Source organism: Corynebacterium kefirresidentii (assembly GCF_016599755.1).
Classification (GTDB): domain Bacteria; phylum Actinomycetota; class Actinomycetes; order Mycobacteriales; family Mycobacteriaceae; genus Corynebacterium; species Corynebacterium kefirresidentii.
This window is the reverse complement of sequence record NZ_CP067012.1, coordinates 2,092,661-2,106,718: the sequence shown is the minus strand read 5'-3', so window position 1 is coordinate 2,106,718 and position 14,058 is coordinate 2,092,661. Positions and strand designations below refer to the sequence as shown.

Genomic DNA, 14,058 nt, shown 5'->3' with positions numbered 1-14,058 from the left:
TTCGGTTCTTTAAACCTAAAATACGGAAATCGAAAGGTGGATAATTTTGACCTATTTAACTCTAAATGGGGGTAGTAAAGGGGCGGCGGGAGGTTGGACTACGTACCTGCGGCACTGTGGCCCAGTGTCCGCCGTGGGGCTAATCCTGTGAGATACGGCGCCCCGTTTCTGGGTCAAAGCGGAGTGCTTCGCGCGGGTTGAATGTCAGTACGACATCTTCGCCGCGCTGTGGTGGGGTACCTTCGGCGCGAGCAACAAAGCGGTTTTCGCCCTCGGTGACGTAGACATAGGACTCGGCGCCCAGCTCTTCCACAATGTCCACCACGCCTTGGAAACCCACTGGACCCTTGTTGATAAACATCTTTTCTGGGCGTACACCTACGCGGCCGCCGTTGTAGTCAAAGATATTCATGGCTGGCGATCCGATGAAACCGGCGACGAATTCGTTTGCGGGGGCGTCATAAAGCTCGCGCGGCGGGGCAACTTGCTGCAGCTCGCCGTCCTTGAGCACCGCCACACGGTCACCCATGGTCATCGCCTCTACCTGGTCGTGGGTGACGTATATCGTCGTCGTACCCAGTCGCTGCTGCAGGCTGGCCAACTCGGCGCGGGTCTGGACGCGCAGCTTGGCATCCAGGTTGGATAGTGGCTCATCCATGAGGAAGGCCTTCGGCTCGCGCACAATGGCGCGGCCCATGGCCACGCGCTGGCGCTGGCCACCGGAAAGGTCCTTGGGCTTGCGCTTGAGGTAATCGGTCAGACCGAGTGTCTCCGCAGCTGCGTGTACCTTGGACTTGATGTCGGCCTTGGGCAACTTTGCCAGCTTCAAAGCAAAGCCCATGTTTTGTTCTACTGTCAGGTGTGGGTAAAGCGCATAATTCTGGAAGACCATGGCGATATCGCGATCGCCTGGCTCTAAGTTGGTCACGTCCTTGCCATCAATGGTGATGCGGCCGCTCGATGTCGGCTCTAATCCCGCCAGTGCGCGCAGCGTCGTGGATTTACCGCAGCCCGAAGGACCAACGAGCACCAGAAACTCGCCGTCCGCGATTTCGAGGTCCAAGTCCTTTACCGTGGGCGCGCTCGCGCCAGGGTAGGTGATATTGACCTTTTCAAAAGTGACCTTTGCCATGCGCAACACACTAGCACCATTGGTGGCCGGTATCCTTAAGGCTTATGACTGCACTTGATTTGGAACGCATTCGCACCGCATTGGCCGATGATTTCACCACCATCGATTTCGTGGAAAAGACCGGCTCCACCAATACCGACTTGATGCAGGCCACCAACGTTGCGGATGGCACCGTGCTGCTTGCCGACGAACAACTTTCCGGCAAGGGACGTCTTGGCCGCTCTTGGACCGCGCCGGCCGGTTCGCAAGTCATTTTCTCTGTGCTTTTGCTGCCGGAATCTCTCGATCACTTGGGCACCCTACCTCTGGCCGCGGGCTTGGCGGTCACCGATTCCATCGAGGGCACCGTGCTCAAGTGGCCGAATGATGTGCATATCGATGGCAATAAGCTGTGCGGCATCCTCGCTGAGGCTGGACCCGTGGGCCAGGCTTTCAAAGCCGCGCCAAAGACCGAGCTCACCAAGGTGGAAGTGGGCAAGGCTGAACTTAATAAGGCTGAGGTCAACAAGGCGGAAGTAAATAAAACCGAAGTCAATAAGGCGGAGCTCAATAAAGCCGTAGGCGGTGCCGCGCCCTCTGCGCGCGTCGTCGTAGGAATGGGCATCAATGTCACCTTGACCCGCGAGGACCTGCCGATTGAAAAGGCCACCTCGCTCGCGCTCGAAGGCCGCGATACCGACCGCACCGAGCTCGCCATTAACGTGCTGAAGAACCTGCGCCGTCGTATTGTGCAGTGGGAGAACCACGATCCGCAGCTCCTGCGCGATTACCGTGCGGTGTGTTCCTCACTGGGACAACAGGTGCGCCTAGAAACTCCATCCGGCGATGTTATTGGGCACGTGGATGAAATCGGCGAGGACGGCCGCATCATGGTCGCTGGTGAGTACTATTCCGCGGGCGATGTCACGCATCTGCGCCCACAGCAGTAGACCGCACAAGAGACACGGGAGGTAGCATCCATAGCTATGGGATTAATGAAGATGGGCCAAGGCGAGATCAAGCGCGCAGATGTCTCCGCGCCTTTTCGCGCATTGATTTTCCCTTTTCTCGAGCTCATCCTCATTACCGGTCTACTGTGGATTGCCATCGGTTGGTGCGATGTCCAAGCAGTAGACCCGATGCTGCGCAATGGACTGGTCGCGGTGTGGGCGCTGTTGGGAATCTGGCGCTTTGTCATCCCGCTTTATAAGGCCCGTCGCAAGCGCTTCATAGTGACCAATAGGCGCGTCATCGCGCGCGAGGGGCGCACTATCGATTCGATTCCGCTGCAGGATATTCGCGGTGCTCGAAAACGACGCGGCGGAGTGTCTCTAGCCATCCATGGTTGGGACCGCGCCATGTATTTCCCTAATGTTGCTAAGCCCAAGCGCGTGGCTGAGATTATTAATGATCGCCCTTGGTTTTAACCTCAGTGGTGTGCAGCTGGCTATCCAGGTCTTCCGGCGAGAGGTTGGCGCGGCTAAATTCCTGCGTCAGCGGCAGGCGCAGCTCTAAATCAGAGGCGGGGCAAAGCTCAACCGTTGCCTTATCTACTACGTAGTCCAAAACGTGCCCACCGGAGGTGCGGGCGGCGTCGATAAAGTGCACGTGACAGCCTGGCACCGAAATTCCTTTTTCATAAACGGGGGTGCGGAAGCCGCCGATGACTCCTTCGACGTTCTGAAAGTGCAGCTCTTTATCTCCGCCGACGGCCTCTGACATCGGTGGGTAGGGTTTTTCCTGCTTGACCACCGTGCGGGTGGTGACCTCCTTAAAAGTGCCCACGATGCGCACCGCATACATGTAGTTGGCGGAAGGCTCGAGCCTATCGATAAAGGCGGAGAGCTGATCGCGGCGCAGGCCCGCGGGGGCGTCGGCAGTAATGCGAGGAACAAAATTGGTGGCTACCGCATAGGGGGTGCGCTGATCCAAATCTGCAATCTGTGCGGAACCATCGCCCCGCAGTTGGTAGCAGGTGCCGTCCAAAATGATCATCTCACCGTCGAGGCCATCGAAGGTGCCCAAGCCGAAGTTTCCCTTACCTAGCAGCTCTGAAATGGTCATTTCGCCGTCATAAATGCCATCAAGCAAAGCGGTCATGAGTGAATTTTGGAAGATGGTATGACGAGTGAACATAGTATCCAGGCTAGTATTGGGGGACGTGAGTGACTTAAAGCCTATTGTAACTGTTTGTGGCGACGGCCAGCTGGCCCGCATGATGCAGCCGGCCGCCGCGGAGCTCGATATTCACCTGCGGATTCTAGCCAGCAAGCCGGATTCTTCCGCGGCGCAGGTCACCCCGGACGTGGTGCTGGGGGACTATACCTCCCTGGAGGAGCTGCGCGGCGTGGCCGAGGGCGCGGATGCCATTACCTTCGAGCACGAGCATGTGCCCAATGAACACTCCGCCGCGCTTATCGACGCCGGTTTTAACGTCCAACCTCAGCCCACCGCCCTCATTTACGCGCAGGACAAGTTAAAGATGCGCGAAAAGCTTGCCGCATTTGGTGCCCCCGTGCCACGCTTTGCTGCGATCGACTCGGTGGCCGATGCCCGCGCCTTCTTCGACGCCGTCGATGGCCGCGTGTGCCTCAAGGCCCGCCGCGGTGGTTACGACGGCAAGGGCGTGTGGTTCCCCACCGCTGATAATTGCTTTGAGCTGGTTTCCGAGCTGCTCGAAGCCGGAACCCCTCTCATGGCTGAGGAAAAGGTGGACCTGACCCGTGAGCTGTCCATCCTCGTTGCCCGCCGCCCCTCCGGTGAGGCCAAGGTGTGGCCGATTACCCAGTCCCGCCAGGAAAACGGCATTTGTGCCGAGGCAATTGCACCAGCCCCTGGCCTCGCACCGGAACTCGCCCAGCGCGCTTCCGAATTGGGTCTCACCATCGCCGAGTCCCTCGGCGTGACCGGCGTGCTGGCCGTCGAACTCTTTGCTTTCGACGGCCCCGAAGGCGAGGATATCTCCGTCAACGAACTGGCCATGCGCCCGCATAACACCGGCCACTGGACCCAGGATGGCAGCGTTACCTCCCAGTTTGAGCAGCACTTGCGCGCGGTGCTCGACCTCCCGTTGGGTGCAGTCGACACGCTTGCCCCCGTTACCGTGATGGCCAATGTCTTGGGAGCCGACGAAGATCCTGCCATGCCCATGCCGGAGCGCGTTCGTGAAGTAATGAAGCGTTACCCGCAGGCCAAGATTCACCTCTACGGCAAGGATCACCGTCCCGGCCGCAAGATTGGCCACGTCAACGTTACCGGTGAGGACACCGACGAGACCCTGACCATCGCCCGTCAGGCAGCGCACTTTCTCGTGCACGCCGAATGGGCATAAAACTCTGCTTGTAGAAAGGACAGCATGCAACCACACGTAGGCATCATCATGGGTTCTGATTCTGATTGGCCCACCGTTGAACCCGCCGCCCAGGTCCTCGCAGACTTTGGCATCCCCTTCGAAGTTGGCGTGGTCAGCGCTCACCGCACCCCAGAAAAGATGCTCGCATACGCAAAAGAAGCCCATACCCGCGGCCTGAAAGCGATTATCGCCTGCGCCGGTGGCGCCGCGCACTTGCCCGGCATGGTTGCAGCGGCCACGCCGCTGCCAGTCATCGGCATCCCGCGCGCTTTGAAGGATCTCGATGGTCTCGATTCCCTTCTTTCCATCGTGCAGATGCCTAGTGGCGTGCCGGTCGCCACCGTTTCCATCGGCGGTGCAAAAAACGCCGGCCTGCTTGCTGCGCGCATCCTCGGGGCAGGTGACCCCGCCATCCAGGACAAGATGATGGATTACCAAAAGCGCATGGCAGAAGAGGTCGAGCAGAAGGATAAGAACCTGCGCGACAAGCTGCTGGGAGAGTAGCTCTTAGGAAAAGAAGTAAATAAAGCAAGCACGTTTAGCCACAACCGCGGAGGTTTCGGCAAAGCGTGCTTGTCTTCTGCGCGGTGACGTCGACGAACGCTAGAAGGGCACGCCGGAGCGCAAGATGACATTGGCAAACGGCGTGGTGGAACCGGTGCGCACGACAAAGGAGGCGCGGGCAACTTCGCGTTTGAGGTCGTCATGGGAGACCTCGGTGAGGGGTACTGCGGGAAGCAAGGAACGCACCTCGGGCGGGGTGGAATCGGCGATGGTGGCGGCTTCGACTACGACTTCGTCGAGGAGGGCGGCCAGCGTATCGGCAAAGGTGGGGATGCCGAAGGTAAGCGTGAGGTCGATGACTGGAACATCGTGAGGAATGGGCAGGCCGCAATCGGCGATGACAAAGGTATCAGTGTGGCCAAGGCGCGCAACGGCACCGGCGAGCGCGGGATTAAGAAGACCGGACTTACGCATTGGTGACCTCCGGCAAAGCGGATGCGGTCGTGGGGTAGGAGGGCTGCGCGCCGTTACCGGTGGCGGCGAAGGCGCCGACGCGGGCGGCGAATGTAGCGGCATCGACAAGCGAGGCTCCAGCGAGGAGCTGGGCGCAGAAGGCACCTGCGAAGGCATCGCCGGCGCCGGTGGTATCCACGGCGGTCACGCGTGGGGTGGGGATATCCGCGCCGCCATCCGGGGTAGCAACGTAGGCGCCGTGAGCGCCAAGGGTCAGCACGACGGAACGGAAACCAGCTTCTACCAAGCGGTGGGCGAGCTCGCGCGGGGCGCCGTCTGCAGGTAGGCCGAGTTGGTCCAAGATGAGCCCTGCTTCGTGTTCGTTGGCCAGCAGGGGATCGGCCTGCAGAAGCGAGTCACGGTCGACCTCGACTACCGGAGCGAGGTTAACCACCACGCGACCTTGCGCAGCGTCGACTGCCGCCTGAAAACCAGAGGCAGGGATCTCGCCTTGGAGGAGCACCACGTCGGCATCGGCGATGGTGGAGGCGCGGGCGGTGACAAAGGGGGCGTCGACAAGCGCATTGGCGCCGGGGGAGATGACGATGGTGTTCTCGCCATCGGCCGAGACGGTAATGACGGCGAGGCCCGTATTGGTATCGGCCTGCTCTACAGCGCTCAGATCGATGCCGGAGGTGTGCATATAGTGCATGGCAGGCTCGGCATAAGGATCGGAGCCCACCGCGCCCACAAAGGCCACGTTGGCGCCCAGCTGCGCCGCCGCAACGGCCTGATTGGCGCCCTTGCCTCCAGCTAAAATCTCGCCGCCGGAGCCCAGCAGGGTCTCGCCGGGCTGCGGGTGGCGCTCGGCGTGGACGATGAGATCGGCATTGATGGATCCGACGACGGTTAGCTTGCTCATTGGAAATCCTCTACATTGTCGCGGGTGACGGTGATGACCTCGACGGGGACTTTCTTCTCCGCCGTGCCACCGTGCAGGAGCGCTGCGGCTTGTTCGATGGCGCGGGCACCAAGCTCTGCGGGCTGCTGGGCGATGGTAGCTTCCAGCTTGCCATCTTTGACTGCCTTGAGGCCATCAAAGGTGCCATCAAACGCCACCACCTTGACCTCAGTACCGGCGCGCGAGCCCAGGGCTTCGACCGCGCCGAGTGCCATTTCATCGTTCTCGGCAAAGATAGCCTTAATATTCGGATTGGCCTGCAATAGGTTGGTGGCAACGTTGAGGCCCTCTGTGCGGTCGAAATTCGCCGATTGCTTGCCGACGACCCGAATATCCCCGTACTTCGCAATCTGCTCTGCAAAGCCTTTGCCGCGCTCGCGCGAGGCGGAGGTACCGGCGGTGCCCTGCAAAATGAGGATGTCTCCCTTTTCCCCGATGGAGTGGGCGAGGGTATCTGCCGCCTGTGCGCCGCCGGCAACATTATCGGAGGCCACCATGGAATCCAGTTCTACGCCGTTGACGTCGCGGTCCACGCCGATAACCGGCACGCCGTCATCCTTGATGCCGCGCACGGCCGGGGCGACGGCATCGGAATCGGTGGGGTTGACCACGACGACCTTGGCTCCCATCGAGGTGGCGTTTCCTAATTGATTGACCTGCTGGGCGGGGTCATCGGAGGCGTCCTGGATATCCAGCGGAACGCCGAGCTCCTTGGCCTTATCTTGTGCGCCGTGGCGCAGTTCGACGAAGAAGGGGTTAGTCTGTGTGGACAGCGCAAGCGTGATGCGGTTGCGGTCTTCTTCCGAGCGATTGCACGAGGCAAGGCCAAGCGCAAGGGCGGGCACGAGAAGGGCGGCGATGAGCTTTTTCATGGCGGGTGCTCCTTAGTTGGCCGTCTTATTGCGGATGACGTCGAAGCCGACGGCCAGCGCGATGACTAGGCCGATGACGATCTGCTGCCAGAAAGAGGAGACATTGAGCAGGTTCAGACCGTTGCGGATAACTGCCAAAAGAATCGCGCCGACCAGCGTGCCGGTGGCCTTGCCCTGGCCGCCAGAGAGCGAGGCCCCGCCGATGACGACGGCCGCGATGGCATCCAGCTCGTAGCCGGTGCCGGCCTGAGGTTGCGCAGATTCGAGGCGGCCTGCCATGACCATGCCGGCCCAGGCGGCAAAGAAACCGGAGAGTGCGAAGACGGCGATCTGGATGCGCTTGACCGGCAGGCCCGAGAGACGGGCGGCCTCGAGGTTGCCGCCGATGGCGTACATGGAACGGCCGAGTACCGTGCGCTCTAGGATGAACCAGCACATGAGCCCGGCGATGACCATCATGATGATTGGAACTGGAAAGCCCGCGATATCGCCGCCAAAGGCGTTGACGGCTGGGGCGGTTTCAATGGGCGAGCCTTGGGAGATGACCAGGGTAAGTCCGCGGGCGATGGACATCATGGCCAGCGTTGCGATGAAGGACGGAATCTTGCCCCACGCGGTGGCCATGCCGCAGATGGCGCCGGCCAGCGCTCCTACGATAAGGCCGATGAGCAACGTGAGCCAGCCAGGTAGACCAGCGGTGGAGAACATATAGGCCGAGACCATGGCACCGAGCGCGGCGACCGAACCCACCGAAAGGTCGATGCCAGCGGTGACGATGACAAAGGTCATTCCGAAGGCCAAGATCGCCACCGTGGCGGCCTGGATGCCGATATTGAGCAGGTTCGCCACGGTAAGGAAGTACGGGGTAGCGATAAAAAGCGCGATGCACAGGGCAATGAGGCCAACGAGAGCGCCATTATTCATGGCCCAGTTAACTACTCTATTTTTGGTCATGCTTCATCCTTGGGGTCAGTTCCGGCAGGTGCGGCAGCAGCGGCGGAAGTAGCGGAGGTCACATTGGATACGGCGAAGGCCATGACCTCGTCTTGGGTGGAGTCCTTGGGGAGTTGGCCGGCGAGTTGACCACCGGACATGACGAGGATGCGATCGGACATGCCGAGCACCTCGGGTAAATCGGAGGAGGCCATGAGCACGGCGCCACCGGCTGCGGTGACCTCATTAATAATGTTGTAAATCTCCACCTTGGCGCCGACGTCGACGCCGCGGGTGGGCTCATCGAGCAGGAGGACCTTGGAACCGGCGAGCACCCAGCGGCCGAAGACGGCCTTTTGTTGGTTGCCACCGGATAAGTTCCGGATGGGCTGCGAGAGATCAGCCATGCGGATGCGCAGCTTTTCCGCTACCGCACCGGCGCGGCGGTGCTGGCCGCTGCGGTCTGCAAGCCCTGCCTTGGCGGTGGGATAGAGGGTCGCGAATCCGAGGTTATCGCCCACAGAGGCGTCTAGGACTAGAGCTTGGGACTTGCGGTCTTCAGGGATATGTCCCACACCGGCGCAGATGGCGGCGCGTATATCGCCGCTGCGCAGCTGCGTGCCGCCAACGCGGATGGAGCCGGAATCGTAAGGATCGGCGCCTGCGATGGCGCGAATGACCTCGGTACGGCCAGCACCCACGAGTCCGGCTAGGCCGACGACTTCACCGGCATGGACGGAGAAGGTGACGTCGTGAAAGGCTCCGTCGGAAGTCAGCTCGGAGACTTCTAGTAGGGCCTCGCCGTGTTCAGGGGGAACCTTGCGCGGGTATTGATTTTCAATCTCGCGGCCGACCATGAGCCGGACCAGCTCGTCTTCGTCCGTATCGGCAGGGACTTCGGCAATGAAAGAACCATCGCGCAGCACGCTAGTTCCTCCAAGTGATGGCTGATAAAAATCATGGCCACGCCCTTGGCCTTGAGCTCCTCAAGCACGGCAAAGAGGGCATCGACCTCCTTACCGGTGAGCGCGGCCGTGGGCTCATCCAGGATAAGAATTCGTGCGTTCATGGACAGCGCCTTGGCGATTTCTACGAGCTGCTGCTTGGCGACGCCGAGCTCACCCACCGGCATATCCAGGTCCACGTCCAAGCCGATGAGATGCAGCGCGGCTTGGGCCTGTGCCTTGAGGTGTTTGTGCTTGACCAACCCGAAGCGGCGCGGGGTGCGCCCGAGCATGATGTTCTCGGCCACCGACATGGTGGGAACGAGGTTGAGCTCTTGGTGGATGGTGGCGATGCCCAGCGCCTCGGAGGCCTTGGTGTCGGGGATTTTAACCTCTGCGCCATCCACCACAATGCGGCCGGAATCTGGTTGGTGGACACCGGCAATCATCTTGATGAGCGTGGATTTTCCGGCGCCGTTTTCACCCAGCAAGGCTTGGACCTGACCCCGGCGGACGGTGAGATCCACGCCTTTAATGACTTCTACCTGGCCAAAGGATTTGGTTACGCTTTCTAAGCGCAATACGTGGTCACTCATGGCGTGGCCTCATCGAGGTGGTGGGCGGTGGACATGCGTGGGATGTAGCGGGTGTCTAGCACTTCGCCTTCTGGCTGGCGCTTTTCGTTAATAGCCGCGATGAGCTTAGCCGTGGCGGTCTCGCCCATCCGTGCAACATCCTGGTCCACTACCGAGATGGGAGAGGGCTGAAAGCGCAGGTAGATAAAATCATCGAAGCCGACAAGTGCGATTTCTTCTCCGATGCGCTTGCCCGCATTATGGCAGGCCTCGAGTGCGCCGGCAGTCATCATGGAATCGCCGGCAATAAGCGCGGTGACGCCCTCCTGCAGGAGCGCGATGGCTCCCTTATAACCTTCGCGGTGGCGGTAGCTGCCGTGGTGGATGTGGGTAGGCATCCCGCGCGTGGCGGCCTTAAATGCTTCGAGTCGCTGCCGGCCGGTGGAGGTTTCCTGCGGGCCGGACAGGTAGCCGATATGCGTGTGCCCCTTCTCCTTGAGCTGTTCCACGGCCTGTTCGATTCCCTTGTGTGGATCTGATAGCACTGCGGGAATCTGGCCCAGGGTCCGGTCAATGAGCACCAGTGGCCGGTAGGTGCGCGCCTGCTCGAGTGCTTCTTCGGCGCCTTCGAGCGGCACGGCGATAATGCCGTCTACCTGGCGTTCCATGAGGGCATCGAGCGCCTTGACTAGCCGCTGTGGTTCCTCGCCGCAACTGGTAATCATTGTGGCTAGACCCTGTTTATCGGCGGCCTCTTCAACGGCTGCCGCCATTGCGGCGAAATAGGCATTATCCAGGCTGGGGATGACTAGACCGATGGCATTCGACCGGGAGCTACGCAAGGCGCGGGCCTGGGCGTTGGGCCTATAGTTCAGCTTGATGGCCGTGTCCTTGACACGTTGGCGCGTGGATTCAGAGATAGCAGGGTTGCCCGAGAGTGAGCGGGACGCGGTAGAAATGGATACTCCAGCAGCAGCGGCCACGTCTTTAAGGGTGGTTCCGGCCATGCTGACCTCCTTGGGTTTTAAGGCGTATGAGCCATCGTCTGGCCCTACGGGGTGCAATCGATTGCATGCTCGAGTTAAACCTAAGGCCTTTTCTATCTTTCTGTCAAGGTGTGGCGAGTCTATGCTGGTATCCATGTCTGACCCGCTCCTCGTGTTGGGTTCCCGCGTAACCCACGGCTATCCCGGCGCTATGTTGCGTTCGCGTCTGGATAAAGCGCTGGCCCTTTATCATGGCCAGCAGATTATTGTCTCTGGTCGCGGCGAGGCAGGTCCGATGGCCACTTATCTTATTGAGCGCGGCGTACCTGCTGAGCGAGTAGTGGTGGAGCCAGACGCCACGAGTACCAATGAGAACCTGGAAAATGCACACCGCTTGGCCCCGCACGCCGTTTTGCAGGTGGTGACCAATGATTTTCATGTCCTGCGCACAACGCTGTGGGCCCGGCACCTAGGTATTGCTGTGCGCGTGCATCCCGCGCGCACCCCGTGGCGGTTAATGCCGCGTAACTATCTGCGTGAAGTTCTAGCTACCCCGCACTCCGCAGCGCGAATAGCGTGGCGGCGGGTGTGTAGATAGCACTGCTGCTTAGTTGGGGGGGGCTGTTGAGTCCCTTCCAGGTGTCCTCAACCCCCGAAAGAGGTTAACTGCAGGTTAACTCCATGGCGGTGAGCTGGTGAAACGGTAGATATACGCTCCTTATTATGCAAACGATTGACCGGCGCTTTGCCGTGCTCCTAGGCTAAATCCAACGAAAGTTATAGCCAGAAAGGTCTTTGTTATGACCAGTGGAGGAGCGGCTGGCTCTGACGCTGAATACCCCAGCGTCGCCATTTCTCATGGCGATTACGCGGCCGAGATTGCTCTGTTCGGCGGTGCAATCAAGGCGCTGACCTATCGCGGTGCGCCTTTGGTGGAAAGCTACGACGGTAAACCACCGCTCATGGCCGGGGTGGTGCTGGCGCCGTGGCCCAATCGCACCGAAGATGGCTGGTTTGAATGGCAGGGGAGCGCCCACCAGCTAGAAATTACGGAGCCGGAGCGCAATAACGCCATCCACGGCTTCGCGGTGGACTGGTGGCGGGTAAAAGAACGCACAGAAAGCCGAGTGATCCTCGCTTTTGACATTGAGCCGCGGCACGGTTGGCCATGGGCCATTCAGCTGGAGGCTACCTATGCTCTCGATGAGCAAGGATTGCACCACCAGCTCACCGCCCGCACCGCGGACCCCGGCGAGGTTCCTTTCGCCTATGGGCTCCACCTCTACCTCTCCCCTCAGGGAGCTGGGGCGGAGGAAGCGGTGCTGAGCGTGGACGTCGGCAAGCGCCACGTGCTAGACGCGCGCAACCTGCCCACGGGTAAGACGGAGCAGGTGCGCATTGTCAACCAAACCATCGCCGAGGTGGATTGGGACGATTGCTTCCACGGTGAAGGGCCGCTGACGGCCATATATACAGCCGGTGGAAAAGGCGTGCGGCTGGAGATGGGCGAGGGCCTGAATTGGGTGCAGATGTTTACCCCGGCCGACTTCCCGCGGGAACAAGGCCCAGGCAAGGCGCTTGCGGTAGAGCCCATGAGCGCGCCGCCGAATGCGCTGCGTAGCGGGGAAGACCTCGCGCGCTTGAGTGCTCAAAATTCGCAGACTTATACGCTGCTGCTGGCAGCAGAAAATAATAACTAGAAAGGTCAGCCATGGAGACTGCTGAATCCGTATTGAGGCTCGATGCCTCTTGGGTGGATTACTTATTGGTAGCCATCTACTTCCTCTTCGTTCTAGGTATCGGCTGGGCCGCCAAGGCCAGGGTGTCTAGTTCCATCGACTTCTTCCTCTCCGGTCGAGGATTGCCCGCCTGGGTGACCGGACTGGCCTTCGTCTCGGCCAACCTAGGCGCGGTAGAAATCATCGGTATGTCCGCCAATGGTGTGGAGTATGGCTTCCAAACCATGCACTACTTCTGGATCGGTGCCATCCCCGCCATGGTCTTTTTGGGCATTGTGATGATGCCGTTCTACTACGGCTCCAAGGTCCGCTCGGTGCCGGAATTTATGCGCAAACGTTTTGGCAATGCCGCGCACTTGGTCAACGCGATTTCCTTTGCCGTAGCCCAGCTGCTCATTGCAGGTGTGAACCTGTACCTGCTGGCCACCATCGTAGAGGCCCTATTGGGCTGGCAGATGTGGGTATCGCTCTTGGTCGCCGGGTTTATTGTGCTGTCCTATATCACCTTGGGGGGCCTTTCGGCCGCCATCTATAACGAGGTGCTGCAGTTCTTCGTTATCATCGCCGCGCTTGCCCCACTAACCATTATTGGGTTGAACCGCGTGGGCGGCTGGAGCGGGTTAAAAGACGCCGTGGCCAATGACTCTCACTTCCACACCTGGCCGGGCACGGACATCTCCGGCTTCGAAAACCCGGTGTGGTCTGTCATCGGCATCGTCCTAGGCCTAGGCTTCGTGCTCTCCTTCGGCTACTGGACCACCAACTTCGTAGAAGTCCAGCGCGCCATGGCCTCGGATTCTATTTCCGCGGCCCGCAAGACCCCGATTATCGGTGCCTTCCCCAAGATGTTCGTACCTTTCCTGGTGGTTATTCCGGGCATGGTTGCTTCCGTGTCCGTGGCTGACTTGATGGAGGAGCGCGCCGAGCCGAACGACGCCATCCTGCTGCTCATGCGCGACCTGCTACCCAATGGCCTATTGGGTGTGGCAATTGCCGGTCTCTTGGCGTCGTTCATGGCCGGCATGGCGGCAAATATCTCGGCTTTTAATACCGTCATTTCCTATGACATCTGGCAGACCTACGTGGTCAAGGACCGCGAGGATGACTACTACTTGAAGTTCGGCCGCATCGCTACGGTTATCGCCACCGCTATTGCCATCTTCACCGCGCTTTTGGCACAGAACTTTGGCAATATCATGGACTACCTGCAGACCCTGTTTGGCTTCTTTAATGCGCCGCTCTTTGCCACCTTCATCTTGGGTATGTTCTGGAAGCGCATGACCCCGCACGCTGGTTGGTCCGGACTGGTGGCCGGTACTGGTTCCGCCATCGTTTTCTGGTACGTCGCTTCTTTCACGGACATGATTAATCTTCCAGGCCAGGGCACCGCCTTCGTCGCGGCCGGCGTGGCCTTCGCCGTGGATATCGTGGTCTCCATCGTGGTTACCTTGTTTACCCAGCCCAAGCCGGATGCCGAGCTGGTCGGCTTCGTTTCCTCCGTAACCCCCAAGGACCACTTTGAGGACTACACCGAAAAGTCCTTGCCGTGGTACCAACAGACCGTCCCGCTGGGCATTATCTGCCTAGTTATGGCCGTAGCACTCAACGTCATCTTTGCCTAAGGAGCC

14 protein-coding genes and 1 pseudogene are annotated in these 14,058 nt (G+C 60.1%); 7 read left to right on the top strand and 8 right to left on the bottom strand.

The features are described from left to right. Window positions 1-139: 139 nt before the first annotated feature. Window positions 140-1,132 carry an ABC transporter ATP-binding protein gene (locus I6I12_RS10095; protein ID WP_200288156.1) on the bottom strand — a complete coding sequence of 331 codons (993 nt, stop codon included), beginning with the start codon at window positions 1,130-1,132 and terminating at the stop codon, window positions 140-142. Between the two features lie 44 nt (window positions 1,133-1,176). Here I6I12_RS10095 and I6I12_RS10090 point away from each other — a divergent pair, with 44 nt between their 5' ends. After that, window positions 1,177-2,061 (top strand): biotin--[acetyl-CoA-carboxylase] ligase, encoded by an 885-nt coding sequence (locus tag I6I12_RS10090; RefSeq protein ID WP_023020709.1) that lies wholly within the window; start codon window positions 1,177-1,179, stop codon window positions 2,059-2,061. A 36-nt stretch (window positions 2,062-2,097) separates the two neighbouring features. Beyond that, window positions 2,098-2,538 carry a hypothetical protein gene (locus I6I12_RS10085; protein ID WP_023020710.1) on the top strand — a complete coding sequence of 147 codons (441 nt, stop codon included), beginning with the start codon at window positions 2,098-2,100 and terminating at the stop codon, window positions 2,536-2,538. Here the strand turns inward: I6I12_RS10085 and budA are convergent. Then, window positions 2,516-3,247, bottom strand: a complete 732-nt coding sequence (gene budA / locus I6I12_RS10080; RefSeq protein WP_023020711.1) for an acetolactate decarboxylase — start codon at window positions 3,245-3,247, stop codon at window positions 2,516-2,518. The genes I6I12_RS10085 and budA overlap by 23 nt on opposite strands. 79 nt (window positions 3,248-3,326) lie before the next feature. Between budA and I6I12_RS10075 the strand changes: the two genes are divergently transcribed. Beyond that, window positions 3,327-4,442: a 5-(carboxyamino)imidazole ribonucleotide synthase gene (locus I6I12_RS10075; RefSeq protein WP_234288198.1), complete on the top strand. Its 1,116-nt coding sequence runs from the start codon at window positions 3,327-3,329 to the stop codon at window positions 4,440-4,442. A 24-nt stretch (window positions 4,443-4,466) separates the two neighbouring features. Then, on the top strand, window positions 4,467-4,967 hold the full coding sequence (gene purE / locus I6I12_RS10070; RefSeq protein WP_200288152.1) for a 5-(carboxyamino)imidazole ribonucleotide mutase: 501 nt from the start codon (window positions 4,467-4,469) through the stop codon (window positions 4,965-4,967). A gap of 99 nt (window positions 4,968-5,066) precedes the next feature. Here purE and rbsD read toward each other — a convergent pair whose 3' ends face one another. The 6 genes and pseudogenes from rbsD to I6I12_RS10040 all read right to left on the bottom strand — a co-directional run bounded on the left by rbsD (window position 5,067) and on the right by I6I12_RS10040 (window position 10,712). Continuing rightward, window positions 5,067-5,441 carry a D-ribose pyranase gene (gene rbsD / locus I6I12_RS10065; protein WP_086587921.1) on the bottom strand — a complete coding sequence of 125 codons (375 nt, stop codon included), beginning with the start codon at window positions 5,439-5,441 and terminating at the stop codon, window positions 5,067-5,069. After that, window positions 5,434-6,342, bottom strand: coding sequence for a ribokinase (locus I6I12_RS10060; protein ID WP_200288150.1), 909 nt, complete (start codon window positions 6,340-6,342; stop codon window positions 5,434-5,436). The genes rbsD and I6I12_RS10060 overlap by 8 nt, the downstream gene beginning before the upstream one ends. Further along, window positions 6,339-7,253 (bottom strand): substrate-binding domain-containing protein, encoded by a 915-nt coding sequence (locus I6I12_RS10055; protein WP_200288148.1) that lies wholly within the window; start codon window positions 7,251-7,253, stop codon window positions 6,339-6,341. Before I6I12_RS10055 ends, I6I12_RS10060 begins: the two co-directional genes overlap by 4 nt. A gap of 12 nt (window positions 7,254-7,265) precedes the next feature. Then, a complete protein-coding gene (locus I6I12_RS10050; protein WP_049359515.1) occupies window positions 7,266-8,207 on the bottom strand; it encodes an ABC transporter permease in 942 nt (313 codons plus the stop codon). Further along, window positions 8,204-9,726, bottom strand: a pseudogene (locus I6I12_RS10045) (sugar ABC transporter ATP-binding protein). Before I6I12_RS10045 ends, I6I12_RS10050 begins: the two are co-directional and overlap by 4 nt. After that, a complete protein-coding gene (locus I6I12_RS10040; RefSeq protein WP_200288146.1) occupies window positions 9,723-10,712 on the bottom strand; it encodes a LacI family DNA-binding transcriptional regulator in 990 nt (329 codons plus the stop codon). The pseudogene I6I12_RS10045 and the gene I6I12_RS10040 overlap by 4 nt, the downstream one beginning before the upstream one ends. Window positions 10,713-10,845: 133 nt before the next feature. Between I6I12_RS10040 and I6I12_RS10035 the strand changes: the two genes are divergently transcribed. From I6I12_RS10035 to I6I12_RS10025, 3 genes are all read left to right on the top strand, one after another. Continuing rightward, window positions 10,846-11,289: a YdcF family protein gene (locus tag I6I12_RS10035; RefSeq protein WP_198010445.1), complete on the top strand. Its 444-nt coding sequence runs from the start codon at window positions 10,846-10,848 to the stop codon at window positions 11,287-11,289. Window positions 11,290-11,491: 202 nt separating this feature from the next. Then, window positions 11,492-12,391, top strand: coding sequence for an aldose 1-epimerase family protein (locus I6I12_RS10030; protein ID WP_200288144.1), 900 nt, complete (start codon window positions 11,492-11,494; stop codon window positions 12,389-12,391). 11 nt (window positions 12,392-12,402) lie between these two features. Beyond that, entirely contained in the window at window positions 12,403-14,052 is a 1,650-nt protein-coding gene (locus I6I12_RS10025) for a sodium:solute symporter family protein (RefSeq protein ID WP_200288142.1), read from the top strand. Window positions 14,053-14,058: the final 6 nt, after the last annotated feature.